We start from the raw sequence: 26,494 nt of genomic DNA on the forward strand, positions 1-26,494 counted from the left end.
TCGCGGGGTTAGCGCTTGTTGTCATGGAAACGACACTCCCGATTCTCTCGATGTCCGTGGCCGCCGCAGCGTCCGCTGCCGCCGCCTTCCCGAAGCTCAAGGCGCGCATCGAGCTCTCCCGCGCCAAGCACCGCTCGCTCTCCGGGCATTCCAAGATGTCGCGCCGCGTGGCGCGGCTGATCCCGTTCTACGAGTTCGGAAACGACGACTACTTCTCCTGCGATGGCGCGCCGGCGAACATCGCGGCTCAGCGCAAGGAGGGCTTCTTCCGCCTCGCCGGCCTCTACGCCGAGCGCTATCCCAGGGGACGCGCGATGACGAAGGAGGCCGCGGAGAGGATCTCCGATCTGAACTTCACCGAGAGCTACCGCGTGCCGTTCCAATTCTCGCGACTGGTCCGCGAGCATCTGGGCACCTCGACCTTCATGGAATCCTCGCGCGGCGTCACCGTCACGGATGTCGACGGCAACAGCTTCTACGACCTCACCGGCTCCTACGGCGTCAACATCTTCGGCAACGACTTCTACAAGGACTGCATCGAGGGCGCCGAGAAGCGCGCGCACGCGCTCGGCCCCGTGCTCGGCCCCTACCATCCCGTCATCCTCGACAACGTGCAGCGGCTCTGCCGAATCTCGGGCCTCGACGAGGTCTCGTTCCACATGTCCGGCACCGAAGCCGTGATGCAGGCGGTGCGGCTCGCGCGCTACCACACCAAGCGCACGCATCTCGTCCGCTTCGCCGGCGCCTATCACGGCTGGTGGGGCGACGTGCAGCCCGGCGTCGGCAATCCGATTCCCGCGCACGAGACCTACACCCTCGCCGAGATGTCGGAGAAGACCCTGCACGTGCTGCGGACCCGCAAGGACATCGCCTGCGTGCTGGTCAACCCGCTGCAGGGCCTGCATCCGAACGCCAATGCCCCCGGCGATTCCTCGCTGGTCGATTCCTCCCGTGGCGGCAATTTCGACCGCGCGGCGTACACCGAGTGGCTCAAGAAGCTGCGCGAGGTCTGCGACCAACGCGGCATCGTGCTGATCTTCGACGAGGTGTTCGTCGGCTTCCGTCTCGCCGCCGGGGGAGCCCAGGAATATTTCGGCGTGCGCGCCGACATGGTGACTTACGGCAAGAGCCTCGCCGGCGGCCTGCCGGTCGGCGTCGTCTGCGGCAGACGCGAATTGATGCGCCGCTTCCGCGACGACCGTCCCGCCGACATCTGCTTCGCCCGCGGCACCTTCAACTCGCATCCCTACGTCATGATGGCGATGGACGAGTTCTTGAGCCGCCTCGCCAGCCCCAATTTCCGCGCCGTCTATGACGGGCTGGAGGCGACCTGGAACGGCCGCGTCCAGAAGCTCAACCACATGATGACCGATGCCGACCTGCCGGTGCGGTTCGCCAACTTCTCCTCGATCTGGACAGTGAAATACACCACCCCGTCCCGCTACAACTGGATGCTGCAATATTATCTGCGCGCCGAGGGCCTGGCGCTGAGCTGGGTCGGCACCGGACGGCTGATCTTCAGCCTCAACTACACCGACGCCGATTTCACCGAGGTCGCCGAGCGCTTCGTCCGCGCGGCCGAAAAGATGAAGGCCGACGGTTTCTGGTGGCACGACGGCGCGCTCACCAACAAGAGCATCAAGCGGCAGATCCTGAAAGAGATGCTGGCCACGCGGTTCGGGCGTTGAGGCCGATTCTTTCCACATAACCACCGTCATTCCATGCGCAGCATCGAACCCCGAATCCTGGGATTCCCGGTTCGGTCCTGCGGACCGTCCCCCGCACGCGGGAAGAGGCGAAGACGCCCCCAAGACGTGGATGCCCGGGACGAGCCCGGGCATGACGCAAGCATCAGACATCAGAGTATTGGATATGCGCAGCGCGCTCAGGCGTGCTGCTCTTCGAGCGTCGGCTCGCCGATGAGGCCCAGCGTGTGCTCGGGGTTGAGGTGCAGGCCGGGGTCCATCAGCTCGCCACGCATCAGCGCGAGCGGAGCCTTGCGATAGAGCATCAAATCATGGAACGGATCGGTCAGGATCTTGGTCATCCAGACGAGACCGGTCTCGACGTCGCGGATGAAGAACAGGTGCACGGTACGGAACAACAGACCGCCGCCACCGACCACGAGCCAGATCTTCGCGACCTGCCGCATGAAGTCGGCCGCGCTCGCCCAGGGCGTGAACAGGCCGAACAGCGTGGGATCGACGAACAGCACCAGCGGCGAGAGCGCCCAGATCGCCATCAGCACCACCTTGCGCTGAAGGTTGTAGCCGACCTTGATCTCTTCCTTGTGCTCGTGCGTCGCCTGGTTGATGTGGTCGTAACCGTGCGGCTCGAAGAAGAAGTGACCGGCCTGGCGCGAGGTCATCGAGACCAGCCAGCCGACCAGCGCGGACACTACGGGGTCGATGAACAGCCAGACATAGGCAAAGAGAAAGCTCAGCGCGCTGACGAAGTGCAGGCTCTGATTGATGCGGCTGTGGTGATAGTAGCGATGGTCGTCCCAGCGCTGGATGCGCAGCTGCTCGAGATAATTCTTGATCATGCTCTTCCCCAAGATGCTTTCGGGTACGGGATTTAAACGGATTCGATGTAGGCCGTGTGACATCATCATCTTGTCATGTGACGATGTGCAGCGGCGCGATGACGCACGGTCACTCTCTCCCCTCACCCTGAGGCGCTTGCCTAGCAAGCGTCTCGAAGGGGCGAGGCCCGTCTGCAGCAGGCGGGACTTCATGGTCCGAGACGGCGCTTGCGCCTCCTCACCATGAGGGGCAACAGCAATGCTACGCCGCCTTGGCGACGTCGACCTTCCGGAAGCGCACCAGCGAGAAGTGGCCGAGCGGCGGAATCAGACGGCGCTCGGCGAGCTCGATGCCGCGTGCGCCGGCCAGCCACTTCGCATAGCGCGACCAGGCGAACTCGGCGGTGCGGAAGCCGAGCGGACGCACCACTGGCTGCAGCTTCTGCTCGATGAAGCGGCGCATGCCGGTATCGGCGCTGACGCGGGTGAGGATGATCAGCTCGCCGCCCGGGCGCAGCACGCGGACGAATTCGTCGAGCGCCTTCTCCGGATTGGGCACGGCGGTGACGACGTATTGCGCCATGACGACGTCGAAGGAGTTGTCGGGGAATTCGAGCTTCTCGGCGTCCATCACCGCGAGGCCCTCGACGTTCTTCAGCTTCTGCTCGCTCACGCGGCGGCGCGCCTTATCGAGCATCGCCTCCGAGATGTCGGTGCCGAAGATGCGCAAGTTCGGCGCGTAGAGCGGCAGCGAGATGCCGGTGCCGACGCCGACCTCGAGCACCCGCCCGCCGATCTTGTTGGTGGCCGCGATCGCCGCCTGCCGGCCCTTGGCGAAGACGCCGCCGAACACGAGGTCGTAGACCGGCGCCCAGCGGTCATAGGCCTGCTCGACCGTGCCGCGGGTGAGGTCGAGCTGCTGCGTGCCGTCAAGGTTCATGATCTTAGCCATCGATGAGGTTCTCGCTGTGGTTCAAATGGACGATCAACCGCGCACCGGCCGCCGCGCCATGCGAGGCGAGGCGCGCAAGGTGCGGCTGGGCTGAAGTGAGGTGAGATTGCCGACGAACTGGCGCGCGCTGTTTTCCCAGGAACGCTCCAGCGCGAAGTTGCGGCAGGTCTGGCGCGACATCGTGAGCGCGCGCAGGCACGCGGTGCGCAGATCATGGTCGATCGCGCCGATCGGATGATCGGCGATGACGTCCTTGGGGCCCGTCACCGGGAACGCCGCAACCGGCGTGCCGCAGGCGAGCGCCTCGAGCTGCACCACGCCGAAGGTGTCGGTCAGGCTGGGAAACACGAAGACGTCGGCGGCGGCGAGGTGCGCGGTGAGATCCGCCGCCTTCTTCTCGCCGAGGAAGACGGCGCCGGGATATTTCTTTTCCAGCGCAGGCTTCTGCGGGCCGTCGCCGACGACGACCTTGGTGCCGGGCAGGTCGAGCGCGAGGAACGCTTCGAGATTCTTCTCCACCGCGACCCGGCCCATCGTCATGAAGATCGGCCGTGGCAGGTCGAGAGCTGCTGGGCTGTCGGGATGGAACAGCTCGGTGTTGACGCCGCGCGTCCAGAAGCCGAGCCGCTTGAAGCCACGTTCAGACAGCTCCTGCCGCAGCGAGGGCGTCGCCACCATGGTCATCGCGGCGGCATCGTGAAAGTGGCGCAGCACGGCATAACCGATGTTCGCGGGGATGCCGGTCCGCACCGAAACATATTCGGGAAAGCGCGTTGTATAGGATGTGGTGAAGGCGAGCCGGTTGCGCCGGCAATAGGCCCGCGCGGCCCAGCCGATCGGGCCTTCGGTCGCGATGTGCAGCGCCTCGGGAGCGGCCTTCTCGATCCGCCGTGCGATTTCCCTGAAACTCGGCAACGCGATGCGCAGGCCCGGATAGGTCGGCAGCGGCCATGACGGAAAACCGTCCGGGGTCAGGAAGTCGATCTCGACATCGAGGGCCTTGGCCGCGCTCGCCAGCGAGGTCAGCGTCCGCACCACGCCGTTGACCTGCGGATGCCAGGCGTCGGTCGCGATTAATACCCGCATGGGACAATCCCGAGAGTTTGATGATTCTCGGTTTCCGACCATCAACGAAGGATATTTCAGGCGTATGACGTCACAGAAGTGTCGGCGCTCTGTTTTGTTCGTTAACGGGCCCGCGCGGCCACGAAACTGTCATGAAACAATTCTTGCCGCCACGAAGCCGTTTTCGGTTTTCCACGCAAATGTCCCGAAATGTTTTGCCGTTAGTGATCACCCCAACGGAGCACCGAAACGGTGCCGCGGTGATCAACAACACCGAGCAAACAGGGGCGATCAATGATCAATCTGGACACGTTCAAGAACTATTCGCGCGCCGTTGCGATCAGTGCAGTCGCGATCTCTGCAATCGCGTTCGCAGGTACAGCCGACGCTGCGCCGGTGCAGCTCTTCCCCTTCTTCCAGCCGCTGCCGCCGATGACGGCGCCGCAGCCGCTCCAGCCGTACCAGCCCTACCAGACGATGCCTTATCAGGCCGCGCCGTCCGAGGATCAGGACGCGGTCGAGATGCCGGCCCGCTTCCGCCGCCAGACCGTTTCCTACGCAACGCGGGAGGCGCCAGGCACGATCATCATCGACACGCCCAACACCTATCTCTACTACGTGCTCGGCAACGGCCAGGCGCTGCGCTACGGCATCGGCGTCGGCCGCGACGGCTTCACCTGGTCCGGCATCCAATCGGTGAGCCGGAAGGCCGAATGGCCGGCCTGGACTCCGCCGCCGGAAATGATCGCCCGCCAGCCCTATCTGCCGCGCCACATGGCCGGCGGCCCCGGCAATCCGTTGGGGGCCCGCGCCATGTATCTCGGCAGCACCATCTACCGCATTCACGGCACCAACGCGCCCGAGACCATTGGCAAGCACGTCTCGTCCGGCTGCATCCGCATGACCAATGACGACGTCACCGACCTCTACACCCGCGTCAATGTCGGCACCAAGGTCATCGTGCTGCCGATGACGGAGCGGCGAGCCGAGCTTGGAGCTGCGACGCGCTGAGCGACAGGACATTGTGACGCAAACGGCCCCGGAACCCACCGGGCGCCGTGTTCGTTTGCTCTCGACATCCCGAAGCGCGCTTGCTGCAGCGCGATCCCTGATGGAGGCGCAGATGCAAGCACGCCGGCAACGTTCGTCAAGGGCATGGCTGCGCGCGATCGGCACCGGGGCATTGACGTTGTTCTTGTCACTGCCCCTCTCGCTCGCGCAGCAGCCGGCGAGCGACGACGCAGCCCAGCAGGCCTTCAACAATTCCTGCCGCACCTGCCACTCCATGAAAGAGGGCGACAATCGCCTCGGTCCCAATCTTAACAAGATCGTCGGACGCAAGGCCGGCGCGCTGCCGAACTACAATTACTCGTCGTCGATGAAGGAAGCCGGCTTCATCTGGGACCAAGACAAGCTCACCCGCTTCATGGTCAAGCCGGACGAGGTCGTGTCCGGCCACAAGATGCAGCCCTATGGCGGCATCTCGGCGGAGGAGGCGGCCAAGGTGGTTGCGTATCTGCAGGCAGCTTCGCAGTAACGACCTAGGCTAAGCGCGTCATTTTTGCTTGGTGTCGGTGATCGTGGCTATCCTTCGAGACGCCGCCTGCGGCGGGCTCCTCAGGATGAGGTCGGACTACGCGGCCGCCAATCCATACGGAACCCTTGCACCAAACTGCAGATGCCCGTTAGCCTCATCCTGAGGAGCGCGCCCTTGCGCGCGTCTCGAAGGACGAGGCGTTCACGATGACCGAAGGCGTACCTCTACATTCTCAGATGCGCCGATGGCAGTTACTACATCGGCACAACGCGCACCGCGCTCGACATCAGGGTCGCGCAGCACAACGCCGGCACGTTCGAAGGCTATACAAAGGCGCGTCGGCCCGTGACGCTGGTCTTCTGACAATGGTTCGATCGCATCACCGAGGCGATCGAATGCGAACGCAAGCTCAAGAAATGGAGCCGCGCCAAGAAAGAAGCCTTCATGCGCGGCGACCTCGCCGAGCTGCATGAGTTGGCGAAGCGCGGATCACATCATCCTTCGAGACGCCCGCCTGCGGCGGGCCCTCAGGATGAGGAGCGGAGTTCGCGGCAGCGCTCTAGCCCCGACTCTGATGCCGATTAGCCTCATCCTCAGGATGAGGGCGCAGGTGTGGCAGCAGTTTCAACGGGCCCGATGCCGATTAGCCTCATCCTGAGGAGCGCGCTTGCGCGCGTCTCGAAGGACGAGGCGTTCACACCGGGCGGTGCGTTACCGCTCGCCGCCGCGCCTTCGCTCCGCAATCAATCTCAGCCACGCCGCGGAATGAAACGCGCTCATCAACAGATACATCGGAAGCATGCCAACGAGCACGGATCCTTGTCCCGCGGAGCAGAGCATGTCCGCCGCACCGCCGCCGAGCGCGGCGGTCAGCAAGGCCATGATCGCGAAGGTCGGCGTGGCCGCCAGCCCCAGCCATCGGGCGAGGTGACGCGCGGCCGCGACGCTGTCGCGGTTGACGCTGGCGGCCGCGCTTGCGGCAGCGGTCATTTCCGTTCTCCCGCAGCCTCCTCGCGAAAAGCCTTCTCGCCGGCGGTCGAGATCTCGACCCACTTCTCGTCGGGTGCTGCACCTTCCGTGTAGCTGTCGTGCCAATTCCACCATTTGTAGGTCGGGGTCTGCGGATAGCCTTTCGGCGAATCCTCCCAGACCTCCTGGCGGCCGAGCGGCGTGATGTCGAGATAGTTCCAGGTACCGCCCATCTGCTCATCGCCCCGGCTCTTGACGAAATAGGTGCGGAAGACGCGGTCGCCGTCACGGTAGAACACGTTGGTCCCGTGCCATTCGTCAACGCCGAAATCAGCATCGAAGCTGTCAGTGATGGTGACCCAGGGCATGATCCAGCCCATCCGCTGCTTCAGCCGCGCGATATCGGCCTGCGGCGCGCGCGAGGCGAAGACAAGGGTGGTGTCGCGGGCATTGAGGTGCGCGACATGGGCGACCTGGTCGGCAACCATGGAGCAGCCCCGGCACGCATGGTCGGGCCAGCCGAACACCCCCGGCTCGAAGAAGGCACGGTAGACGATCAATTGCCGCCGGCCCTGGAATAGGTCAATTAGACTGAGCTTGCCGCCGGGGCCCTCGAACGCATAGGTTTTGTCCACCGCCATCCAGGGCATGCGCCGCCGCTCGGCGGCCAGGGCATCGCGGGCACGGGTATGCGCTTTTTCCTTTACGAGCAGTTGCTGACGGGCTGCCTCCCAGTCCTGCGGCGACACCACAGGCGGTGTTTGCATGGCGGAATGTGCGTTCGTCCCTGCGTTCTCAACTGATGTCATCATGGCTCTCCAAACCTCTTGCCTGGGCGATCATTCCGCATCGCGTTATGACAGACGCGGAACCCCTGGCCCTTCACCGCACATCGTCGGTCGTAAACTGTTTCTGGCATCTCGCGGTTGCGGAGTGGGAGTAACAAGTGTGGCGGGATTAGAATGGAGTCGCTGATCACGGCCGCGGCGCGCGCGCTCGAGGCGGGCGATCCGCTCGGTGCGCTGAACCGCGTTGCGCTGCGCAACGACGCACCGTCGCTGGCGCTGCGCGGCATCGCGATGGCGCAGCTCGGCGATTTCGCCAAGGCCAAGACGCTGCTGCGGAGCGCCGCACGCGCCTTCGGTCCGAGAGAGGCGGTGGCGCGCGCAAGGTGCGTCGTGGCCGAGGCCGAGATCGCGCTGGTCTCGCGCGACCTGAGCTGGCCGGCGAAGACGCTCGCAGCGGCGCGCGCGACACTCGCAAGGCACGGCGATCTCGCCAATGCCGCCCATGCCGGTCACATCGAGGCCCGCCGCCTTCTTCTGCTCGGGCGCCTCGACGAGGCCGAGCGCACGCTGGCGGAGCTCGGCGCAGGCGCTCTTCCGCCTGCGTCTCAGGTCATCCGTGAACTCGTGGTCGCCGGCATCGCAATCCGGCGGCTCAAAACCAAAGTTGCGCGCGCGGCGCTCGACCGCGCCGCCGACGCGGCACGGTCGGCTGGGATTCCAGCGCTGACGGCCGAAGTCGAAGGCACGAACCTCGTGCTCGACACGCCCGCGGCGCGCCTGATCGCACGCGGCAAGGAGCATCCGTTGTTGCTCGGACAGGTCGAAGCGCTGGCGGCGTCTCAAGCGCTCGTCGTGGACACGTTCCATCACACCGTTCGCAAAGGAGGCATCGTCGTGTCGCTGGGAACGCGGCCGGTGCTGTTCGCGCTCGCCCGCCCCCTGGCGCAGGCGTGGCCCGCGGACGTGTCCCGAGAGGCTCTGATGACCGCCGCGTTTCGCGCTAGGCACGTCGATGAATCGCATCGCGCCCGGCTACGGGTCGAGATCGGTCGGCTCCGCGCCAAGCTCAAGCCTCTTGCCGATGTGAGCGCGACCAAACACGGCTTTGCGCTGACACCGCGCAAAACGCGACAGGTTCTTGTGCTGGCGCGTCCGGTCGAGGAGAAGCACGCCGCAGTGCTCGCCTTCCTGTCCGACGGCGAGCCCTGGTCGAGCTCGGCGCTCGCGCTGGCGCTCGGAACGAGCGCCCGCACCGTGCAGCGGGCCCTCGACGATCTGGCACGATCACACAAGGTGCAGTCCTTCGGACATGGCCGGGCGAAGCGTTGGATGACCCCGCCCGTCCCGGGTTTCCCGACAGGCTTGTTACTCCCCACGCCGCTCCTGAAGACGTAGGGTGAGGTCACATCACAGGGATCGAGCACATGAAGCGTACAGCCGCCGAGATCATCAAGGAGTATGGGCCTTTCGCGGGCGTCGAAGCCGTGCATGGCGTCACCTATGACGGCAAACATGTCTGGTTCGCGTCCGGCGACAAGCTGAACGCGGTCGATCCGGCCGACGGCAAGATTGCACGCTCCATCGATGTCGCCGCGCATGCGGGAACGGCGTTCGACGGCCGGCACCTGTTCCAGATCGCCGAAGATCGCATCCAGAAGATCGACGCCGCCACCGGCAGGGTGCTCAGCACCATTCCGGCGCCCGGCGGCGGTGGCGATTCCGGATTGGCCTGGGCCGAAGGTTCGCTCTGGGTCGGGCAATATCGCGAGCGCAAGATTCATCAGGTCGATCCCGAAACGGGAAAGGTCCTCCGCACCATCGAGAGCAAGCGCTTCGTGACCGGCGTGACCTGGGTCGATGGCGAGCTCTGGCATGGCACCTGGGAGAACGAAGAAAGTGACGTGCGGCGGATCGACCCCGATACGGGCAAGGTTCTCGAGCAGCTCGACCTGCCCGCCGGGACGATGGTCTCAGGTTTGGAGTCGGACGGCGGCGATCGCTTCTTCTGCGGCGGTGGCGGTCGCGGCAATGTGAGGGCGATCCGCCGTCCCCGACGCAGCTAGCCTCGCGATAACGATTTGAACGCGCGGCAACGGGGCGTTCGCAGCCGTTAACCTGTTCGCCCCAATTCCACCCCACCTGTGCGCTCTAGCGCCCTCCGCGCCAGCCCTGTAAAACCCCCGTCGGGGCGGCTTGGGGGATTGATGCGACTGACGTTGAATCTGAAGACGATCCTGATCGCCGTCGCAGTGCTCGCGGCGTCGTTCTTCATCAGCCTGAAGGCAATGGACTTGCTGTCGCCGCGCGTGACCAATTCGGCGCCGACGGTCGCGCAACTGCCGCCGTTGCCGCCGGCCTCGAAGAGTTCCATCGTGATCGCGCCGGTCGCGATCGCGCTGTCGGTGATCCGCGAGCAGGCCGAGAAGGCTTCGCCGCGCAATTTCGCAGGAAAGGCCGACAACCCGATCTCGCAGATCCTGGAGAACGCCGACATCGGATGGACGGCGGCGCGCGGACCGATGGCGGCAACAGGCGACAAGGACGTGCTGACGCTGTCGACGCCGCTCACCGGCAGGCTGAACGTGACGGGATCGCTGTCCTCGAAGGCCACCGGCGCGCTTGGCGACGCGCTCGGCAGTGTGCTCGGCGGCGACGCCGCGAAACGGATCGGCGCGGTCAACATCAAGAACCTGAACGCCAGCGCCGAGATCAAGGGCAACGTGGTCGTCACCTCGCGCCCGAAGCTCGCGGCCAACTGGTATCTCGAGCCCAATCTCGGCGCCCAGGTTAACCTCGGCGACACCAACGTTGCCGTCGCGGGCGCCAAGGTCAACGTGCCGGCGCAGGTGAAGCCATTGATCGACAAGAATGTCGGCGAGCAGATCAACGCCGTCTCCGAGCGCATCCGCAACGATCCCTCGCTGCGGGAGAATGCCAGGGTGCAATGGGCCAAGGCGTGCCGCTCGATCTCGCTGCAAGGCTCGGGCTCATCGGCCGCACTGCCGCCGCTCTGGCTCGAGATGAAGCCGGTGCGCGCAATCGCGGCGCAGCCGCGCGTCGATGCACAGGCCGTGACGCTGCTGCTCGGCCTCGAGGCCGAGACACGCGTGACCTCGACGCCGACCAAGCCGGAGTGTCCGTTTCCCGACAAGATCTCGATCGTGCCGCCGACCGGCACGGGCGTGAACATCGGCGTGCCGATCGACGTGCCCTTCACCGAGATCAACAAGCTGATCGCGGCGCAGATGGTCGGCCATACCTATCCCGAGGACGGCTCCGGCCCGGTCGACGTCACTGTCAAGACCGTCAACGTGACCCCCTCGGGCGACCGCCTGCTGATCTCGCTGCTGGTGCGCGCCAAGGAGAAGAAGAGCTGGTTCGGCCTCGGCGCCGAGGCGACCGTGCACATCTGGGGCCGGCCGATGCTCGACCAGGCGCAGCAAACGCTGCGGCTCGCCGACATCCAGCTCGCGGTGGAATCCGAGGCGGCGTTCGGTCTGTTAGGAGCCGCGGCGCGTGCCGTGGTGCCGCAGATGCAACAGGCCCTGCTGCAGAAGGCGACGCTCGACCTGAAGCCGATCGCCGCCAACGCCCGCGAGAAGATCGCAGCCGCGATCGCCGACTACCAGAAGAGCGAGGATGGCCTCAAGGTCGAAGCCAAGATCGACAGCCTGACGCTTGCCGACATCGCCTTCGATTCCAAGACCCTGCGCGTCGTCGCCGAAGCCGGCGGCTCGCTGAAGGTGGTTGTGACCAAGCTGTCGGGGATGTAGCCCGCCTTCGCTCGTCGCTTGCACCGCTGGCATTCTCATCGGAGGATGCTAAGCTGTTCCTCGCAAGCTCGAACGAGGCGCTGACAGCATCGTAGCTGATAACGCGAGGACGACATGGAAGCCGGCATGGTCACGCCTGCGCCGGCACTGGTACGCTTTTCAGGCATTCAGAAGACCTACGATGGCGAGCACCTCGTGGTGAAGAACCTCGACCTCGAGATCAAGAAGGGCGAGTTCATTACCCTGCTCGGCCCGTCGGGCTCGGGCAAGACGACCACGCTGATGATGCTCGCTGGCTTCGAGGTTCCGACCCATGGCGAGATCTACCTCGCTGACCGGCCGATCAAGAACGTGCCGCCGCATAAGCGCGACATCGGCATGGTATTCCAGAACTATGCCTTGTTTCCGCATCTGACGATTGCGGAGAATATCGCCTTCCCGCTATCCGTTCGCAAAATCAACAAGGCGGAAGCGCAGGAGCGCGTCGGCGCGGCGTTGCGCATGATCAAGATGGAAAGCCTGGCGCACCGACGGCCCGGGCAGTTGTCCGGCGGTCAGCAGCAACGCGTCGCACTGGCCCGTGCGCTGGTCTTCAATCCGCAACTCGTGCTGATGGACGAGCCCTTGGGCGCGCTGGACAAGCGCCTGCGGGAACAGATGCAGCTGGAGATCAAGCAACTTCACGAGACAATGGGCATCACGATCGTCTACGTGACCCACGATCAGAGTGAAGCGCTCACGATGTCGGATCGTATCGCCGTATTCAACGACGGCATTGTGCAGCAGATCGATACGCCCGACTCGCTTTACGAGAATCCGGTGAACAGCTTCGTCGCCCACTTCATCGGCGAGAACAATGTGCTGGCTGGCACTGTCGAAACGATCGAAAATGAATATTGCCGCGTCGCGTTGGCCGGTGGCGGCGCCGTGACCGCGCGGGCGGTCAATGTATCACGCGCAGGCGCATCGACTTCCCTGTCGGTGCGGCCGGAGCGGATCTCCATTGTCCCGGATGGCACCTCCAGTGACGGACCGAACCGCCTGCCGGCCAAGGTGCAGAGCACCATCTATCTCGGCGATCACGCGCTGGCTGTGCTCGATGTCGCCGGCAATTCGGAGTTCATGGTCAAGCTTCAGCCCGTGGCGCATCACAGTCTGAGACAAGGCGAAAGTGTGTCGATCACCTTTCGGCCGGAGGACTGCCTGGCCCTCGATCCCGTCTGATCCACCCTGCAGCCTTCATCCAAAACAAGCGGTCGGGCATCTCAATGCAACTCACATGAAGAAGGAACAAGGACCATGCTGAACCGCAAGATTGGCAAGATTGCCTTGGGTTTCGCCGCGGCGCTCACCGCCAGCGCCGCGCTGACGACAATGTCGCAGGCGCGTGACCTCACCGTCGTGTCGTGGGGTGGCGCATATCAGGATGCCCAGAAGAAAGTCTATTTCGAGCCTTTCAAGAAGGCGGCCGGGATTGCGATGAACGACGAGTCCTGGGACGGCGGCATCGGGGTGCTGCGCGCCAAGGTGCAGGGGGGCGCCGCCACATGGGATGTGGTCCAGGTCGAAAGCGACGAACTCGCGGTCGGCTGCGAGGAAGGCCTGTTCGAGAAGTTGGATTATTCCAGGATCGGCGGCGAGTCCGCCTATATCCCACCGGCGGTCAATCCCTGCGGCGTCGGCGCGATCCTTTATGATTTCGTTCTCGGCTACGACAAGGACAAGCTGAAGGAGGTGCCGAAAGGCTGGGCCGACTTCTTCGATACCAAGAAGATTCCCGGCAAACGCGCCTTGCGCCAGGGCCCGAAGACCACGCTGGAGATCGCTCTCATGGCCGACGGCGTCGCACCGAAGGACGTCTACAAGGTGCTGGCGACCGACGAGGGCATCGATCGCGCCTTCAAGAAGTTGGACACGATCAAGGGCGACCTCGTCTGGTGGAAAGCCGGCGCCCAGCCGCCGCAATTGCTCGCGTCCGGCGAGGTGGCGATGACCTCGGTCTACAATGGCCGCATCGACACCGCGAACAAGAACGAGAAGAAGAACTTTGGCATGGTGTGGGACGGAGCGCTCTTCACTCTCGACAGCTGGGTCATCCTGAAGGGGAGCCCGAACAAGGACGCCGCCTACAAGTTCCTGGACTTCGTCGGCAAGGCGGAGAACCAATCAAAATTGTCGGAGAACATTGCTTACGGCACCTCGAACAAGGACGCAGCCGCGCGGCTACAGCCCGCCGTTCTGAAGGACCTGCCGACGGCGTCTGACAACATCAAGAACGCGGTCGAGATCAACGTTGCCTTCTGGCTCGAGAACATCGACCGCCTGACCGAGCGCTTCAACAAATGGGCGGCGAAGTAGCGCGCGGCGGCAACCGACTTACGCAGCAGGTAGAGGGTGCGTGGCGGACAACTCGCCCGTGGCGCATCCTTCGAGACGCCCGCCCACGGCGGGCCCTCAGGATGAGGTCTGAGTCTGTGGCAGCGACCTTACAGGCACCTATGTCAATAAGCCTCATCCTGAGGAGACCGCGAAGCGGTCGTCTCGAAGGACAAGGCGCTTGCACCGGCCGCTCCAAAAGGCCACATGCGATTGACCTACCCAAATTAGCGAGGGATATCCGTTCAAAGGGGCTCTTGCCGTGACGGATGCGCTCCTGACCGGCGCCAATGCGTCGACCGAGGTGCCGCTCAAGCGCCGGCTGAGGCGTGCTGAGCGGACACGGCAGGTCAAGGCATTGGCGCTGGTGGCACCGCTTCTCGTCTTCCTGCTCTTCACGTTCGCCGGGCCCATCGTCGGCATGTTGTGGCGCTCGGTCGAGGACAGCGAGGTGCGCCAGGTCTTCCCCCACACGGTAGCTGCTCTGGCCAGTTGGGATGGCAGGGACCTGCCAGACGAAATGGCTTATGCGGCGCTGGCCAGCGACATCCTGGCGGCGCGCGCCTCCGGCACCATCGCCATTGCGGCCAAGCGGCTGAACTACGCATTGAATGGCTTCCGCACGATCCTGACCAGCACGGCACGCAATCTGAAGGCGGTGCCGGAGCCCGGCACGGCCAAGGAGACGCTGGGCAAGATCAATCCGGCCTGGCGCGAACGCGCCACCTGGACGACGATCAAGGACGCCAGCGGTCCGGTGACCGGCTTCTACCTTCTGGCGGCGCTCGACCTGACGCGAAACGCGGACGGCGCGATCGTCGCGGCCCCGCCGGATCAGGCCATTTACCGCGATGTTTTCGCCCGCACCTTCCTCATCAGCATCAGCGTCACGGCACTCTGCCTGATCCTCGGCTTCCCGGTCGCCTACCTGCTGGCGACGCTGCCGCCCGGCCGGTCGAACCTGCTGATGATCTTCGTCCTGCTACCGTTCTGGACTTCGCTTCTGGTCCGCACCTGCGCCTGGATCGTGCTGTTGCAGAGCAAGGGCGTCGTGAACGACAGCCTGCACTGGATTGGCATCATCGACGAGCCGTTGCGCCTGATCTACAACCGCTTCGGTGTCTGCGTGGCGATGACCCACGTTCTCCTGCCGTTCATGATCCTGCCGCTGTACAGCAGCATGAAGGCGATCTCGCCTGCTTACATGCGTGCCGCCGCTTCGCTTGGTGCGCCACCGCTGACCGCTTTCCTGCGCATCTACCTGCCGCAGACCCTGCCCGGCATCGGCGCGGGAAGCCTGCTCGTCTTCATCCTGGCGCTCGGCTATTACATCACGCCGGCCCTCGTCGGCGGCGCCGCCGATCAGATGATCAGCTACTTCATCGCGCTCTACACGACCGAGACGGCCAATTGGGGCCTTGCCTCGGCGTTGGGCGCGGTGCTGCTGCTGGTCACTCTTCTGCTCGCTCTCGTCTACGGAAAGCTGGTGCATGGCCAGCAGGTTACGGGAGGAATGAAGAATTGAGCGACAATTCCCTCCTCCGCACGACCAGCCAGCGCATCGCGTGGACCGCGACAATCATTGTCTCCACGCTGGTGTTCATCTTCCTGATCGCGCCAATCCTGGCGATCATGCCGCTGTCCTTCAGCTCAGGCTCCTACTTGACCTATCCGCTGCCCGGCCTCTCCTTGCGCTGGTACGACGATTTCATCAATTCGCCGCGCTGGATGAATTCGCTCAAGAACAGCATGATCATAGGCGTCGCTTCGACCGTGCTATCCATGGTGCTCGGCACATTGGCCGCCCTGGGACTGGCGCAGTGGAGGAGCCGGTTCAAGCCGCTCGTGCTGGCCTTCGTGCTGTCGCCGGTCGTGGTACCCGGCGTCATCACCGCGGTCGGCCTGTATTTCTTCTTCGCGCCGATCGGACTGACCGGCAGCTATCTCGGCTTGATCCTGGCCCATACGGCGCTGGCGACGCCGTTTGTGGTGATCACGGTCGGCGCGACGCTGCAAAGCTTCGACACCAACCTGGCGCGCGCCGCCGCCTCACTCGGCGCCTCGCCGCTTCAAGCGTTTCGCCGCGTGATCCTGCCGCTGATCCTGCCCGGCCTGGCGTCGGGTGCGCTGTTCGCCTTCGCGACCAGCTTTGATGAGGTGGTGATCGTGCTGTTCATGGCAGGTCCCGAGCAGCGCACCCTGCCGCGCGAGATGTTCGCCGGCATCCGCGAGAACATCAGTCCCACGATCACGGCAGCGGCGGTGGTGCTGACGGCGGTATCGGTCATCCTCCTCGCTACCCTGGAAGGCTTGCGTCGGCGCAACGAACGGCTCAAGAGCAGCAGCGCCTGACCGGCGTCGCCAAGCGATCTCGAAGAATTCCCTATTCCCCGCTCAGCCCCCGCCTTTTTGCATTCCGCTACGGCGCTCCTGGCTTAGCCGGCGGTGCCGATTGCGGCTAGAACAGGCGCGCAACAACACCCAAACAACAACACGCAGGGAGAAAGAACGTGCAAAAACTCATCGCCGCGGTCGCAGCGGGCTTCACGCTTGCCGCAACATGCAGCACCGCACAGGCCCAGATTTCCGATGACATCGTCAAGATCGGCGTGCTCACGGACATGTCGAGCCTCTATGCGGACGCGACCGGCAAGGGCTCGCTCGCCGCGGTCGAGATGGCGGTCGCTGATTACGGCGGCAAGGTTGCGGGCAAGCCGGTTCAGGTCGTCGCCGCCGATCACCAGAACAAGCCCGACGTCGGCGTCAACATCGCCCGCAACTGGTACGACAACGACAAGGTCGACGCGATCTTCGACGTGCCGACGTCCTCGGTGGCGCTGCCGGTCTCGGCGCTGACACGCGAGAAGAACAAGATCCACATCAATTCCGGCGGCGGCTCGTCCGACATCACCGGCACCGCCTGCTCGCCCAACACGGTGCACTGGACCTACGACACCTATGCGCTGTCGAACGTCGCCGGCAAGGCGATGGTCAAGCGCGGCGAGGACAGCTGGTTCTTCGTCACCGCCGACTACGCCTTCGGCATGGCGCTCCAGCGCGACGCCGCCAACGTGGTGAAGGAGAGCGGCGGCAAGGTGCTCGGCGAGGTCCGCCATCCGCTCAACTCGTCGGACTTCTCCTCCTTCCTGCTCCAGGCCCAGGCCTCCAAGGCCAAGGTGGTCGCGCTGGCGAATGCCGGCGGCGACACCACCAACGCCTTGAAGCAGGCTTCCGAGTTCGGCCTGACCCAGGGCGGCCAGAAAATGATCGCGCTGTTGCAGGAGATCACCGACACGCATTCGCTCGGCATCAAGGCGACCCAAGGCCTGATCGTCACCGACGCCTTCTACTGGGACATGAACGAGGAGACGCGCGCCTTTTCCAAGCGCTTCAACGAGAAGGTCGGCCACATGCCGACGATGATCCAGGCCGGCCTCTACTCGGCAGCCATGCACTATTTGAAGGCGATCGACGCCATCAAGTCCGACGAGGCGCCGAAGGTGATGGAGGAGATGCGCAAGACACCGATCAACGACTTCTTCGCCAAAGGTGGCAAGATCCGCATCGACGGCCGCATGGTCCACGACATGTATCTGTTCGAGGTCAAGAAGCCCGAGGAATCCAAGGGCGAGTGGGACCTCTACAAGCTGATCGCCACCGTGCCCGGCGACGAGGCTTTCCGTCCGCTCGACAAGGGCGGCTGCCCTCTGGTGAAGGGGCATTGAACTGCGTCGTCATACGCAAGTTCGCCGCAATGACGAAAAGACACGACAGCGCGCCCGGGAAAACCGGGCGCGCTTCGTTGAGGCGTTTAGAAGTTCATTACTCCGTGTACTTGAACTCCGGCATGTTCTTCAGCTCGTCCTTGCTGGCGTTGAACACGGCGTGGTCCGGATACCATTTCGACGCCGACGAGGTCGTGGTCGTCGCGGTCTTGTCGGTGCCGGTGGCTGCGCCAGTCGTCGTGGTCGCAGCCGGCCGGCCGGGCGGGTTGGTGGCTCCTGTGCCGGAGTAGGCGACGGCCTCGTTGACGAACTTCAGCTTCTCATAGGGCACCGCGACCAGATGCTCGCCCATGCCGAGGAAGCCGCCGACGCCGATCACGGCAATCTTGATGTTACCGCTCTTGTCCATCAAGAGGTCGTTGATCGAGCCGATGTTCTCGTTAGCCTCGTTATAGACCTTGACGCCCGACATTTTCGACACGCGCCACTGGTCGGACGCGCTCGTCGTCGTGGCGGCGGCCGCGGTCGGCGCCTTGTCGGTGGTGGCGGGCGGCGTTTGCGCGAACGCAGCGGTCGCGAGCAGTGCTGTGCCGGCAAGCCCGGCAACGATCGACTTCATCATGTTGTCCTCTCCTTCGACAGAAACCTTGTGCGGAGAAAACAGCGCTGATCACGCCCAGTTCCGTGCGGGCGGCAATTTCGTCGCGCGATGCGCGAGCCGAAAAGCGCCCAGGGCATGTTCCTGCGTCACCCAGGAACATATTGCGGCGCACCGTTCCGACGATCATGCGCGCCGGTCGACGTGCTGCTGGTCGAATCCGTCGTGGACGACGAATCCGCAGAAGCATCCTCCGGCGGGCAAGATGCTGGAGCCGTTCGTGCGCGGCGACGACGCCTCCACCATGGACGCGCCAACGGCTTCGGGCTTGGCCCGTCAATCGCGCTCGCCCATGGCCGCGAGTTGTCACTGCATGACCGCGAGCCGCATGGCTTGATCGTGCGGATGCAATTGCCGGTGTGGCAGGAGCCGCTGCTGGCGGCGTAGCTCAAGCCGCGAGCGGCGGGTGCTTGATGGCGTGCTCATCGAAGATCGCCACCGCCTCGAAGCGGTAGCCGCAGGCGTGGCAATTCCAGAGATAGGAAACGCGGCCTTCGCCCGGCTCGATCCAGTCCGGGAACGGAATCGGCGTGCCGCACTGTGCACAGGGGTTCTGCGTGGGAATGTCGTCGATGTCTCGCGGGGTCATGGACGTCCTCCCGAATGCTGTTTTGAAAGCGATTTTTGGGCGGAGACACGAATGGACAGACCAGCTGTCGCGTAAGGCGCTCTGCCAGCTCCAAGCTTAACGTGAGTTTGAGTCGTAAAAGCGACGGCCCAACGAAAATCGCCGAAGGCGGCGTTTCGCCACATCATCGCCGTGTTCCCACGGCCTAACCCGCATGGGTGCAGGTCCGTTCTGCCAAGGAATATTTCGATGAAAATTTTACGCGTTGCCGCGCTGCTCGCAACCGCACTGATTTTGCCGCAGGGCGCATTCGCCGGCCAAGCTGAATACGCCGAGATGGTCGCAGCCCATGCCCGCGCCAACGGCGTGCCGGAGGCGCTGGTCCACCGCGTGATCATGCGCGAGAGCCGCTATCAGCCCGGCCTGGTCGGCCGCGGCGGCACCATCGGGCTGATGCAGATCAAGCTCGCGACCGCCCGCGGCGTCGGCTACACCGGCGATGCCGCAGGCCTGCGCGATCCCAACACCAACCTCACCTATGCGGTCAAATATCTCGCCGGCGCCTATCGCGCTGCCAACGGCGACCATGCCCGAGCCGTGCGTTATTTCGCGGGCGGCTATTACTATGCGGCAAAGCGGCAGCGGCAGGAGGCCGTGCAGGTCGCCACTATGGGCACGACCAATATGGGCGAGACCAATTTTGGCGAGACCAATTTGGGCGAGACTTGGCTCGAGCCGAACGGCAACCCGCAGCCGATGCTCGGCGCCACGCCGCCCAGGAAGCTCGTCCAGCGCGTCCGCAACGCCCGGGCGCAAGTTCCTCACTAGAGATCGTCATTCCGGGGCGGTCCGCAGGACCGAACCCGGAATCTCGAGATTCTCAGGTGCGCAATTGCGCACCATAGTTCGATGCTTTGCATCGCCCCGGAATGACGGCCGTGTGGCTTAACGCGTTGACACCGCCCGTCACTGGCATACATTAGAGCCGTTCCGAGGGGTGCTCCGAGGAGGAGCTGAGATACCGCTAAATGGGCAATACCGCCCAGGACCGCGGTGACCCTTTGAACCTGATCCGGGTCATGCCGGCGAAGGGACAGGGATGTTGCAGACCACCAAGCGACCGGATTCACCGGTATCCATCATCGGCGCAGGCATCGCAGGCGCCTGGCAGGCCTTGCTGTTCGCGCAGGCCGGCCATGTCGTGACGTTACACGAGCGTGGTGACGCCGCCATGACCGATGCCACCAGCCATTGGGCCGGCGGCATGCTCGCGCCCTATTGCGAGGCGGAGGTGGCCGAGCCCATCGTCAGCCGCCTCGGCCTGCGCTCGCTCGAGATCTGGCGCCGCGAATTGCCGGAAACGCCGTTCAACGGCTCGCTCGTCGTCGCCCATCCCCGCGAGCGCAACGATTTCGAGCGCTTTGCCCGCATGACGGAGGGTCACGAGCGGCTCGATGCGGCCGGTCTTGCCGCGCTGGAGCCGTCGCTGGAGGGCCGCTTCCGCGAAGCCCTGTTCTTCCCGAGCGAGGGCCACGTCGAGCCGCGCCGCGTGCTGCCGAAATTGCACGAGCGCATCCGCGCCGCCGGCGGCACCATCAAGTTCGAAAGCCGCGTCAGCGCCGCCGAGCTCGATGGCATCGTGATCGACTGCCGCGGCCTTTCCGCGCGCGACGAGCAGCCCGAGCTGCGCGGCGTCAAGGGCGAGATGATCCTGATCGAGACGGACGAGGTGCACCTTGCGCGTCCGGTGCGATTGATCCATCCGCGCTGGCCGCTCTATGTCATCCCGCGCGAGGACAATCTGTTCATGCTGGGCGCGACCTCGATCGAGGCTGAGGACACCGGCGTCAGCGTGCGCTCGGCGCTCGAGCTGCTCGGCGCGGCCTATGCGGTGCATCCTGCCTTCGGCGAAGCCCGCATCGTCGAGTTCGGCTCGGGCCTGCGCCCCGCTTTTCCCGACAATTTGCCGCGCATCGGCATTCGGGGCGAGAAGATCGCCGTCAATGGCCTCTACCGCCACGGCTTCCTGCTCGCGCCGGCGCTCGCCGAGCTGACACTTGCCTATGTCCAGCGCGGCCAGATCGACAATGAGGTGATGCAGTGCGGGTGATCGTCAACGGTGAGCAGCGCGAAGTGAGCTCGGCCAGCGTCGACGCGCTGCTCACCGAGCTCGACTACGAGGGCACCCATTTCGCCATCGCGCTCAATTACGACGTCGTGCCGAAAAGCCGCTGGGCGGAGACGCAGCTGAAAGCCGGCGACGAGATCGAGATCATCACGCCGCGGCAGGGAGGGTGATGTGATGCAGGCGAGCTCTCTTCACGACGACGGCTCTTTTTGGCTCGTCATTCCGGGGCACGCGAAGCGTGAACCCGGAATCTCGCGCCGCAACTTCGAGATTCCGGATCGGACCGCGTCCCGCGGCCCGTCCGGAATGACGGGGAATTCATCATGGTGACCTTCTACGGCAAGACCTTCGCCTCGCGCCTGCTGATCGGCAGCGCGCTCTATCCCTCGCCCGCGATCATGCAGGCCGCGATCCGCGCCTCCGGCGCGAGCATTGTCACCGTGTCGCTGCGCCGCGAATCCGCCGGCGGCAAGACCGGAGACGCGTTCTGGAAGCTGATCCGCGAGCTTGACGTCACCGTGCTGCCGAACACCGCCGGTTGCCGCAGCGTGCGCGAGGCGGTGACGACGGCAAAACTCGCCCGCGAATTGTTCGGCACGTCCTGGATCAAGCTCGAAGTGATCGCCGATAACGACACGCTGCAGCCCGACGTCGTCGGCCTGGTCGAGGCCGCCAGCATCCTGATCAAGGACGGCTTTGAGGTGTTCCCCTATTGCACCGAGGATCTCTCGGTCGCCAACCGCCTGGTCGATGCCGGCTGCAAGGTGGTAATGCCATGGGCAGCCCCCATCGGCTCGGCCCGCGGCATCACCAACCGCGACGCGCTGAAACTGCTGCGCGAGCGGCTGCCCGACACCACGCTGGTGGTTGACGCCGGCTTAGGGGCGCCCTCCCACGCGGCCCACGCACTGGAGCTCGGCTACGATGCCGTGCTGCTCAACACCGCGATCGCAAAGGCCGCCGACCCGGTTGCGATGGCCAACGCCTTCCGTCTCGGCGTCGAGGCCGGCCGCACCGCTTACGAAGCCGGGCTGATGGACGCCCGCGACTTCGCCTCCCCCTCCACCCCTGTCGTTGGGACCCCGTTCTGGCATGCCGTATCCTGATCCTTTCTATCCCGTCGTCGACAGCCTCACATGGGTCGAGCGCCTGACGAAACTCGGCGTCGGCACCATCCAGCTGCGCGCGAAAGAGCTGAACGATGCCGACGCGCTGCAGATCGTCACCGATGCGCTGGCGATCACCAAGGACACGCAGGCCAAGCTGGTCGTGAACGACTATTGGCGCGCCGCGGTCGTCGCCGGCGCAAAATATCTGCATCTCGGCCAGGAGGATCTGGCGGATGCCGATCTCAAGGCCATCCGCGAGGCCGGGCTGTCGCTCGGCATCTCCACCCATGACGACGACGAGCTTGCGACCGCGCTCAAAGCCAAACCCGACTACGTCGCGCTCGGCCCGATCTTCTTCACCACGCTGAAATCGATGCGCTTCGAGCCGCAGGGCATTCCAAAAATCACCGAATGGAAAAAGCGCATCGGCGATATTCCGCTGGTCGCGATCGGCGGCATCAAGTTCGAGCACGCCGCGGAGATTTTTGCCGCAGGCGCGGATTCCATCGCCGTGGTTTCCGACGTCACGCAAAATCCCGACCCGGATGCGCGCGTGCGGCAATGGCTCGACCTGTCGAAGGAGGCTGCGTGATGATCGCTCCGCTCTCACCACCCGTCATTGCGAGCGAAGCGAAGCAATCCAGGAACTTTCCGCGAAGGCGGTCTGGATTGCTTCGTCGCAAGGGCTCCTCGCAATGACGGAGCAAGAATTCACCGCAGTCGCGCCAACGCACGCAGAACAGAATTAACCGGAGAATCCCCATGAACATCCGTTCCAACCCCGACAAGACCGTCCCCGCCGTCACCACCGGTCCCCTTCCCTCCTCGCGAAAAATCTTCGCGACGCCCGACGCCGCGCCCGACCTGCGCGTGCCCCTGCGCGAGATCATCCTCTCCGAAGGCGCCGGCGAGCCGAACCTGCCGGTCTACGACACCTCGGGTCCCTACACCGACCCGAGCGTGACCATCGACGTCAACGCCGGCCTTGCGCGCAACCGCAAGCAATGGGTGCTGGAGCGCGGCGGCGTCGAAGAATATGACGGGCGCCAGATCAAGCCGGAGGACAATGGCAGCGTCTCCACCGACAAGGCCGCGCGCGCCTTCTCGGCCTATCACAAGCCGCTGCGCGGCCTTCCCGGCCACAAGATCACGCAGCTCGAATTCGCCCGCGCCGGCATCATCACCAAGGAGATGATCTACGTCGCCGCCCGCGAAAATCTCGGGCGCAAACAACAGCTCGAGCGCGCGGACGCCGCGCTCGCCGACGGCGAGAGCTTTGGCGCATCGGTGCCCGCCTTCATCACGCCGGAGTTCGTGCGCGACGAGATCGCGCGCGGCCGCGCCATCATCCCCTGCAACATCAACCATTCCGAGCTCGAGCCGATGATAATCGGCCGCAACTTCCTGACCAAGATCAACGCCAATATCGGCAACTCGGCGGTGACCTCTTCGGTCGAGGAAGAGGTCGAGAAGATGGTGTGGGCGATCCGCTGGGGCGCCGACACCGTGATGGACCTCTCGACCGGACGCAACATCCACACCACGCGCGAATGGATCTTGCGCAACTCGCCGGTGCCGATCGGCACCGTGCCGATCTACCAGGCGCTGGAGAAGTGCAATGGCGATCCGGTCAAGCTGACCTGGGAGCTCTACAAGGACACCTTGATCGAGCAGTGCGAGCAGGGCGTCGACTATTTCACCATCCACGCCGGCGTGCGCCTGCAATACATCCATCTCACCGCCAGCCGCGTCACCGGCATCGTCAGCCGCGGCGGCTCGATCATGGCGAAGTGGTGCCTGGCGCACCACAAGGAGAGCTTCCTCTACACGCATTTCGACGAAATCTGCGACCTCATGCGCAAATATGACGTCTCGTTCTCGCTCGGCGACGGCCTGCGGCCCGGCTCGATCGCGGATGCCAATGACCGGGCGCAGTTTGCCGAGTTGGAGACGCTCGGCGAACTGACGAAAATCGCGTGGGACAAGGGCTGCCAGGTCATGATCGAAGGCCCCGGCCACGTGCCGATGCACAAGATCAAGATCAACATGGACAAGCAGCTCAAGGAGTGCGGCGAGGCGCCATTCTACACGCTTGGACCGCTGACCACCGACATCGCGCCGGGCTACGACCACATCACTTCAGGCATCGGCGCTGCCATGATCGGCTGGTTCGGCTGCGCCATGCTGTGCTACGTCACGCCGAAGGAGCATCTCGGCCTGCCCGATCGCAACGACGTCAAGACCGGCGTCATCACCTACAAGATCGCCGCCCACGCGGCCGACCTCGCCAAGGGCCACCCCGCCGCGCAACTGCGCGACGACGCCCTCTCCCGTGCGAGGTTCGAATTCCGCTGGACCGACCAGTTCAACCTCGGCCTCGATCCGGACACCGCAAAGAGCTTCCACGACGAGACCCTGCCCAAGGAAGCCCACAAGGTCGCCCATTTCTGCTCGATGTGCGGCCCAAAATTCTGCTCGATGAAGATCACGCAGGACGTGCGGGATTATGCAGCGACGCTGAACGATCCGAACAGCGTGGGGATGTCGATGGCCGGCACGGTCGAAGACGGCATGGCGAAGATGAGCGAGAAGTTCAAGGAGATGGGATCGAGCGTGTATCTGGATGCGGAGAAGGTGAAGGAGAGTAATCGGGTGTTGTAATTCTCCGCTCGTTATGCGCGGGCTTGCTCGAGCATCCATCAGGAGCGAGAAGCCGGGCGAAAGCTCGGCTTCTTTTTAGAGCGCAGCGTAGCCAGGGTGACGTCCGGGATTGACAGCGGCCCGGATGTCGCTGACGCTCTGTGCAACGCTAAGGTTGGTCGATTTGCCCACCCCTACCCTCCACCGCCTCCCCGACCAGCTCCGTCCCAATCTCCGCCTCGTCTTCGTCGGCACCGCCGCCTCGACGCGCTCGGCTGAACTCGGGCACTACTACGCCCATCCCGGCAACCGCTTCTGGCGCGCCATCCATGAGGCCGCGATCACGCCGCGGCGCTATCAGCCGAGCGAGTTCGCATCGCTGCTCGCGCTCGGGATCGGCTTCACCGATCTCTCCAAGTCGGGCGCCGGGATGGATCACCAGATCGCGGCGGAGACGATCGACGTGCCGGGCTTCAGGGCCAAGATCGAAAAGTATCGGCCGCGGACGATTGCGTTCACGAGCAAGAAGGCGGCGAGCTTGTTTTATGGCCGGCCGTCGGCTGCGATTGCGCTGGGGCGACAACCGCGCGATGCCAGCCTGCCGGAGGTCTTCGTGCTTCCCTCGCCGTCCGGTGCGGCGTCCGGGCATTGGACGATCGAGCCGTGGCGCGAGCTGGCGGCGTGGATCGATCGCGCGCACTGAATAGTTTCCTCGCGGAACGCCTCCGCTCTCGTGTCCCGGGCAAGCGGAGCGCAGACCCGGGACCCAGAGGCTCCGGTACGGATCCGCCATGGGCCCCGGCTCTGCAGCGCATCACGCCGCAAAAAGCGGCGCGCTGCACCGCGTCCGGGGCACGCCGCCACTCGCCTTGCGCTAGCCTGTCGGAAACTGCGTCGGTCGTTCGTCCTCTGGAAACAGACCACCCCGGAGCCTACGCATGCCGCCCACCATCACCGCCTTCGAAAACTCCCCCGACCGCGGCCGGGGGCAGGCGCGCGACATGCGGGTGCGCTGGGCGCTGGAGGAGGTCGGCCAGCCCTACGATGTGCGTCTTGTTTCATTCGAGGCGATGAAGGCACCGGCGCACCTTGCGCTGCATCCGTTCGGGCAGATCCCGACCTATGAGGACGGCGATCTCGCGCTGTTCGAGTCCGGCGCGATCGTACTCCATATCGCCGAGCGCCACGATGGCTTGCTGCCGAAGGATGCGAATGCGCGGAGCCGTGCGATCGCGTGGATGTTTGCCGCACTCAGCACGGTGGAGCCGCCGATCGTCGAGCTCGCCATGGCGATGCTGTTCGAGCGCGACAAGAGCTGGTACGCGGAGCGCCTGCCCATGCTCCAGGACCGGGTCCGTGTCAGGCTCGGCGAATTGTCCCGCCACCTCGGCAGTGCCGACTGGCTCGACGGCACGTTCAGCGCCGGCGATCTCATGATGGTGACGGTGCTGCGCAGGCTGAACACATCGGGCTTACTCGACGAATATCCTGCCGTTGCCGCCTATGTCGGCCGCGGCGAAGCGCGGCCGGCTTTCAGGCGGGCGTTCGATGCGCAGCTTGCGGTGTTCAACGCTGCGTCGCGACCGTAGGGTGGGCAAAGCGAAAGCGTGCCACCAACTGTTTTGTATTGTGCTGACACCAATGGTGGGCTCGGCGCTTGCGCGCCTTCCACCCTACGGCAC

27 protein-coding genes, 1 pseudogene and 1 riboswitch are annotated in these 26,494 nt (G+C 64.6%); of the genes and pseudogenes, 21 read left to right on the top strand and 7 right to left on the bottom strand.

Annotated features, from left to right (window positions below; translation table 11 throughout):
* Nucleotides 1-23 precede the first annotated feature (23 nt).
* Nucleotides 24-1,688 (top strand): aminotransferase class III-fold pyridoxal phosphate-dependent enzyme, encoded by a 1,665-nt coding sequence (locus IVA91_RS17715; protein ID WP_247278443.1) that lies wholly within the window; start codon nucleotides 24-26, stop codon nucleotides 1,686-1,688.
* A gap of 197 nt (nucleotides 1,689-1,885) precedes the next feature.
* On the opposite strand, the gene IVA91_RS17720 is transcribed toward IVA91_RS17715, so the two are convergent.
* The 3 genes from IVA91_RS17720 to IVA91_RS17730 all read right to left on the bottom strand — a co-directional run bounded on the left by IVA91_RS17720 (nucleotide 1,886) and on the right by IVA91_RS17730 (nucleotide 4,562).
* A complete protein-coding gene (locus IVA91_RS17720; protein ID WP_247278442.1) occupies nucleotides 1,886-2,545 on the bottom strand; it encodes a hypothetical protein in 660 nt (219 codons plus the stop codon).
* 241 nt (nucleotides 2,546-2,786) lie between these two features.
* Nucleotides 2,787-3,476, bottom strand: coding sequence for a methyltransferase domain-containing protein (locus IVA91_RS17725; RefSeq protein ID WP_247278441.1), 690 nt, complete (start codon nucleotides 3,474-3,476; stop codon nucleotides 2,787-2,789).
* Nucleotides 3,477-3,509: 33 nt separating this feature from the next.
* Nucleotides 3,510-4,562 (bottom strand): glycosyltransferase family 1 protein, encoded by a 1,053-nt coding sequence (locus IVA91_RS17730; RefSeq protein ID WP_247278440.1) that lies wholly within the window; start codon nucleotides 4,560-4,562, stop codon nucleotides 3,510-3,512.
* A 273-nt stretch (nucleotides 4,563-4,835) separates the two neighbouring features.
* Between IVA91_RS17730 and IVA91_RS17735 the strand changes: the two genes are divergently transcribed.
* The 3 genes from IVA91_RS17735 to IVA91_RS37150 all read left to right on the top strand — a co-directional run bounded on the left by IVA91_RS17735 (nucleotide 4,836) and on the right by IVA91_RS37150 (nucleotide 6,441).
* Nucleotides 4,836-5,552 (top strand): L,D-transpeptidase, encoded by a 717-nt coding sequence (locus IVA91_RS17735; protein ID WP_247278439.1) that lies wholly within the window; start codon nucleotides 4,836-4,838, stop codon nucleotides 5,550-5,552.
* Between the two features lie 100 nt (nucleotides 5,553-5,652).
* Entirely contained in the window at nucleotides 5,653-6,078 is a 426-nt protein-coding gene (locus IVA91_RS17740; protein ID WP_247278438.1) for a c-type cytochrome, read from the top strand.
* Between the two features lie 258 nt (nucleotides 6,079-6,336).
* Nucleotides 6,337-6,441: a hypothetical protein gene (locus IVA91_RS37150; protein ID WP_346015506.1), complete on the top strand. Its 105-nt coding sequence runs from the start codon at nucleotides 6,337-6,339 to the stop codon at nucleotides 6,439-6,441.
* Between the two features lie 348 nt (nucleotides 6,442-6,789).
* Here the strand turns inward: IVA91_RS37150 and IVA91_RS17750 are convergent, their stop codons facing one another.
* Both IVA91_RS17750 and IVA91_RS17755 read right to left on the bottom strand, forming a co-directional pair.
* Nucleotides 6,790-7,068, bottom strand: coding sequence for a hypothetical protein (locus IVA91_RS17750; protein ID WP_247278437.1), 279 nt, complete (start codon nucleotides 7,066-7,068; stop codon nucleotides 6,790-6,792).
* On the bottom strand, nucleotides 7,065-7,859 hold the full coding sequence (locus IVA91_RS17755) for a DUF899 domain-containing protein (RefSeq protein WP_247449839.1): 795 nt from the start codon (nucleotides 7,857-7,859) through the stop codon (nucleotides 7,065-7,067). The genes IVA91_RS17750 and IVA91_RS17755 overlap by 4 nt, the downstream gene beginning before the upstream one ends.
* Nucleotides 7,860-8,009: 150 nt before the next feature.
* Here IVA91_RS17755 and IVA91_RS17760 point away from each other — a divergent pair, with 150 nt between their 5' ends.
* The 8 genes from IVA91_RS17760 to IVA91_RS17795 all read left to right on the top strand — a co-directional run bounded on the left by IVA91_RS17760 (nucleotide 8,010) and on the right by IVA91_RS17795 (nucleotide 17,709).
* Nucleotides 8,010-9,230, top strand: a complete 1,221-nt coding sequence (locus IVA91_RS17760; protein ID WP_247278435.1) for a helix-turn-helix domain-containing protein — start codon at nucleotides 8,010-8,012, stop codon at nucleotides 9,228-9,230.
* 29 nt (nucleotides 9,231-9,259) lie between these two features.
* On the top strand, nucleotides 9,260-9,898 hold the full coding sequence (locus IVA91_RS17765; protein WP_247449837.1) for a PQQ-binding-like beta-propeller repeat protein: 639 nt from the start codon (nucleotides 9,260-9,262) through the stop codon (nucleotides 9,896-9,898).
* Nucleotides 9,899-10,039: 141 nt separating this feature from the next.
* Nucleotides 10,040-11,608 carry a DUF4403 family protein gene (locus IVA91_RS17770; protein WP_247278433.1) on the top strand — a complete coding sequence of 523 codons (1,569 nt, stop codon included), beginning with the start codon at nucleotides 10,040-10,042 and terminating at the stop codon, nucleotides 11,606-11,608.
* A gap of 114 nt (nucleotides 11,609-11,722) precedes the next feature.
* Nucleotides 11,723-12,832, top strand: a complete 1,110-nt coding sequence (locus IVA91_RS17775; RefSeq protein WP_247278432.1) for an ABC transporter ATP-binding protein — start codon at nucleotides 11,723-11,725, stop codon at nucleotides 12,830-12,832.
* A gap of 75 nt (nucleotides 12,833-12,907) precedes the next feature.
* On the top strand, nucleotides 12,908-13,966 hold the full coding sequence (locus IVA91_RS17780) for an ABC transporter substrate-binding protein (protein WP_247278431.1): 1,059 nt from the start codon (nucleotides 12,908-12,910) through the stop codon (nucleotides 13,964-13,966).
* Nucleotides 13,967-14,246: 280 nt separating this feature from the next.
* Nucleotides 14,247-15,509, top strand: coding sequence for an ABC transporter permease (locus tag IVA91_RS17785; RefSeq protein ID WP_247278430.1), 1,263 nt, complete (start codon nucleotides 14,247-14,249; stop codon nucleotides 15,507-15,509).
* Nucleotides 15,506-16,336, top strand: a complete 831-nt coding sequence (locus IVA91_RS17790) for an ABC transporter permease (protein ID WP_247278429.1) — start codon at nucleotides 15,506-15,508, stop codon at nucleotides 16,334-16,336. Before IVA91_RS17785 ends, IVA91_RS17790 begins: the two co-directional genes overlap by 4 nt.
* A 158-nt stretch (nucleotides 16,337-16,494) precedes the next feature.
* Complete coding sequence (locus IVA91_RS17795) at nucleotides 16,495-17,709, top strand: ABC transporter substrate-binding protein (RefSeq protein ID WP_247278428.1); 1,215 nt, start codon at nucleotides 16,495-16,497, stop codon at nucleotides 17,707-17,709.
* Between the two features lie 97 nt (nucleotides 17,710-17,806).
* Here IVA91_RS17795 and IVA91_RS17800 read toward each other — a convergent pair whose 3' ends face one another.
* Complete coding sequence (locus tag IVA91_RS17800) at nucleotides 17,807-18,331, bottom strand: PRC-barrel domain-containing protein (RefSeq protein WP_247278427.1); 525 nt, start codon at nucleotides 18,329-18,331, stop codon at nucleotides 17,807-17,809.
* 238 nt (nucleotides 18,332-18,569) lie between these two features.
* Here IVA91_RS17800 and IVA91_RS17805 point away from each other — a divergent pair.
* Nucleotides 18,570-18,754 (top strand): annotated as a pseudogene (locus IVA91_RS17805) (two-component sensor histidine kinase); the annotation flags it as partial.
* Nucleotide 18,755: 1 nt separating this feature from the next.
* On the opposite strand, the gene IVA91_RS17810 reads toward IVA91_RS17805, so the two are convergent.
* A complete protein-coding gene (locus IVA91_RS17810) occupies nucleotides 18,756-18,956 on the bottom strand; it encodes a hypothetical protein (protein ID WP_247278426.1) in 201 nt (66 codons plus the stop codon).
* A 228-nt stretch (nucleotides 18,957-19,184) separates the two neighbouring features.
* On the opposite strand from IVA91_RS17810, the gene IVA91_RS17815 reads away from it, so the two are divergent.
* The 8 genes from IVA91_RS17815 (at nucleotide 19,185) to IVA91_RS17850 (ending at nucleotide 26,401) form a co-directional block, all read left to right on the top strand.
* Complete coding sequence (locus IVA91_RS17815) at nucleotides 19,185-19,763, top strand: lytic transglycosylase domain-containing protein (RefSeq protein WP_247278425.1); 579 nt, start codon at nucleotides 19,185-19,187, stop codon at nucleotides 19,761-19,763.
* 155 nt (nucleotides 19,764-19,918) lie between these two features.
* A riboswitch (TPP riboswitch) is annotated at nucleotides 19,919-20,047 on the top strand.
* Nucleotides 20,035-21,045 (top strand): FAD-dependent oxidoreductase, encoded by a 1,011-nt coding sequence (locus tag IVA91_RS17820; RefSeq protein WP_247278424.1) that lies wholly within the window; start codon nucleotides 20,035-20,037, stop codon nucleotides 21,043-21,045. (Overlaps the previous riboswitch by 13 nt.)
* A complete protein-coding gene (thiS, locus tag IVA91_RS17825) occupies nucleotides 21,036-21,233 on the top strand; it encodes a sulfur carrier protein ThiS (protein ID WP_247278423.1) in 198 nt (65 codons plus the stop codon). The genes IVA91_RS17820 and thiS overlap by 10 nt, the downstream gene beginning before the upstream one ends.
* Nucleotides 21,234-21,386: 153 nt before the next feature.
* Nucleotides 21,387-22,169 (top strand): thiazole synthase, encoded by a 783-nt coding sequence (locus IVA91_RS17830; RefSeq protein WP_247278422.1) that lies wholly within the window; start codon nucleotides 21,387-21,389, stop codon nucleotides 22,167-22,169.
* Nucleotides 22,156-22,764 carry a thiamine phosphate synthase gene (locus IVA91_RS17835; RefSeq protein WP_247278421.1) on the top strand — a complete coding sequence of 203 codons (609 nt, stop codon included), beginning with the start codon at nucleotides 22,156-22,158 and terminating at the stop codon, nucleotides 22,762-22,764. Before IVA91_RS17830 ends, IVA91_RS17835 begins: the two co-directional genes overlap by 14 nt.
* Nucleotides 22,765-22,934: 170 nt before the next feature.
* The gene (gene thiC / locus IVA91_RS17840) at nucleotides 22,935-24,833 is read left to right on the top strand and encodes a phosphomethylpyrimidine synthase ThiC (RefSeq protein ID WP_247278420.1); all 1,899 of its coding nucleotides are present in this window, start codon (nucleotides 22,935-22,937) and stop codon (nucleotides 24,831-24,833) included.
* A 124-nt stretch (nucleotides 24,834-24,957) separates the two neighbouring features.
* Nucleotides 24,958-25,515: a mismatch-specific DNA-glycosylase gene (locus IVA91_RS17845; protein WP_247278419.1), complete on the top strand. Its 558-nt coding sequence runs from the start codon at nucleotides 24,958-24,960 to the stop codon at nucleotides 25,513-25,515.
* 235 nt (nucleotides 25,516-25,750) lie between these two features.
* Entirely contained in the window at nucleotides 25,751-26,401 is a 651-nt protein-coding gene (locus IVA91_RS17850) for a glutathione S-transferase family protein (RefSeq protein ID WP_247278418.1), read from the top strand.
* Nucleotides 26,402-26,494 lie beyond the last annotated feature (93 nt).

Source organism: Bradyrhizobium sp. 153 (assembly GCF_023073835.1).
Classification (GTDB): Bacteria; Pseudomonadota; Alphaproteobacteria; order Rhizobiales; family Xanthobacteraceae; genus Bradyrhizobium.

Bases quoted from the DNA above. Each gene is read 5' to 3' on its own strand.
- IVA91_RS17715 (WP_247278443.1), top strand. From the start codon at position 24: ATGGAAACGACACTCCCGATTCTCTCGATGTCCGTGGCCGCCGCAGCG.
- IVA91_RS17720 (WP_247278442.1), bottom strand. From the start codon at position 2,545: ATGATCAAGAATTATCTCGAGCAGCTGCGCATCCAGCGCTGGGACGAC.
- IVA91_RS17725 (WP_247278441.1), bottom strand. From the start codon at position 3,476: ATGGCTAAGATCATGAACCTTGACGGCACGCAGCAGCTCGACCTCACC.
- IVA91_RS17730 (WP_247278440.1), bottom strand. From the start codon at position 4,562: ATGCGGGTATTAATCGCGACCGACGCCTGGCATCCGCAGGTCAACGGC.
- IVA91_RS17735 (WP_247278439.1), top strand. From the start codon at position 4,836: ATGATCAATCTGGACACGTTCAAGAACTATTCGCGCGCCGTTGCGATC.
- IVA91_RS17740 (WP_247278438.1), top strand. From the start codon at position 5,653: ATGGAGGCGCAGATGCAAGCACGCCGGCAACGTTCGTCAAGGGCATGG.
- IVA91_RS17750 (WP_247278437.1), bottom strand. From the start codon at position 7,068: ATGACCGCTGCCGCAAGCGCGGCCGCCAGCGTCAACCGCGACAGCGTC.
- IVA91_RS17755 (WP_247449839.1), bottom strand. From the start codon at position 7,859: ATGATGACATCAGTTGAGAACGCAGGGACGAACGCACATTCCGCCATG.
- IVA91_RS17760 (WP_247278435.1), top strand. From the start codon at position 8,010: ATGGAGTCGCTGATCACGGCCGCGGCGCGCGCGCTCGAGGCGGGCGAT.
- IVA91_RS17765 (WP_247449837.1), top strand. From the start codon at position 9,260: ATGAAGCGTACAGCCGCCGAGATCATCAAGGAGTATGGGCCTTTCGCG.
- IVA91_RS17770 (WP_247278433.1), top strand. From the start codon at position 10,040: ATGCGACTGACGTTGAATCTGAAGACGATCCTGATCGCCGTCGCAGTG.
- IVA91_RS17775 (WP_247278432.1), top strand. From the start codon at position 11,723: ATGGAAGCCGGCATGGTCACGCCTGCGCCGGCACTGGTACGCTTTTCA.
- IVA91_RS17780 (WP_247278431.1), top strand. From the start codon at position 12,908: ATGCTGAACCGCAAGATTGGCAAGATTGCCTTGGGTTTCGCCGCGGCG.
- IVA91_RS17800 (WP_247278427.1), bottom strand. From the start codon at position 18,331: ATGATGAAGTCGATCGTTGCCGGGCTTGCCGGCACAGCACTGCTCGCG.
- IVA91_RS17810 (WP_247278426.1), bottom strand. From the start codon at position 18,956: ATGACCCCGCGAGACATCGACGACATTCCCACGCAGAACCCCTGTGCA.
- IVA91_RS17815 (WP_247278425.1), top strand. From the start codon at position 19,185: ATGAAAATTTTACGCGTTGCCGCGCTGCTCGCAACCGCACTGATTTTG.
- IVA91_RS17820 (WP_247278424.1), top strand. From the start codon at position 20,035: ATGTTGCAGACCACCAAGCGACCGGATTCACCGGTATCCATCATCGGC.
- IVA91_RS17830 (WP_247278422.1), top strand. From the start codon at position 21,387: ATGGTGACCTTCTACGGCAAGACCTTCGCCTCGCGCCTGCTGATCGGC.
- IVA91_RS17835 (WP_247278421.1), top strand. From the start codon at position 22,156: ATGCCGTATCCTGATCCTTTCTATCCCGTCGTCGACAGCCTCACATGG.
- thiC (WP_247278420.1), top strand. From the start codon at position 22,935: ATGAACATCCGTTCCAACCCCGACAAGACCGTCCCCGCCGTCACCACC.
- IVA91_RS17845 (WP_247278419.1), top strand. From the start codon at position 24,958: ATGTCGCTGACGCTCTGTGCAACGCTAAGGTTGGTCGATTTGCCCACC.
- IVA91_RS17850 (WP_247278418.1), top strand. From the start codon at position 25,751: ATGCCGCCCACCATCACCGCCTTCGAAAACTCCCCCGACCGCGGCCGG.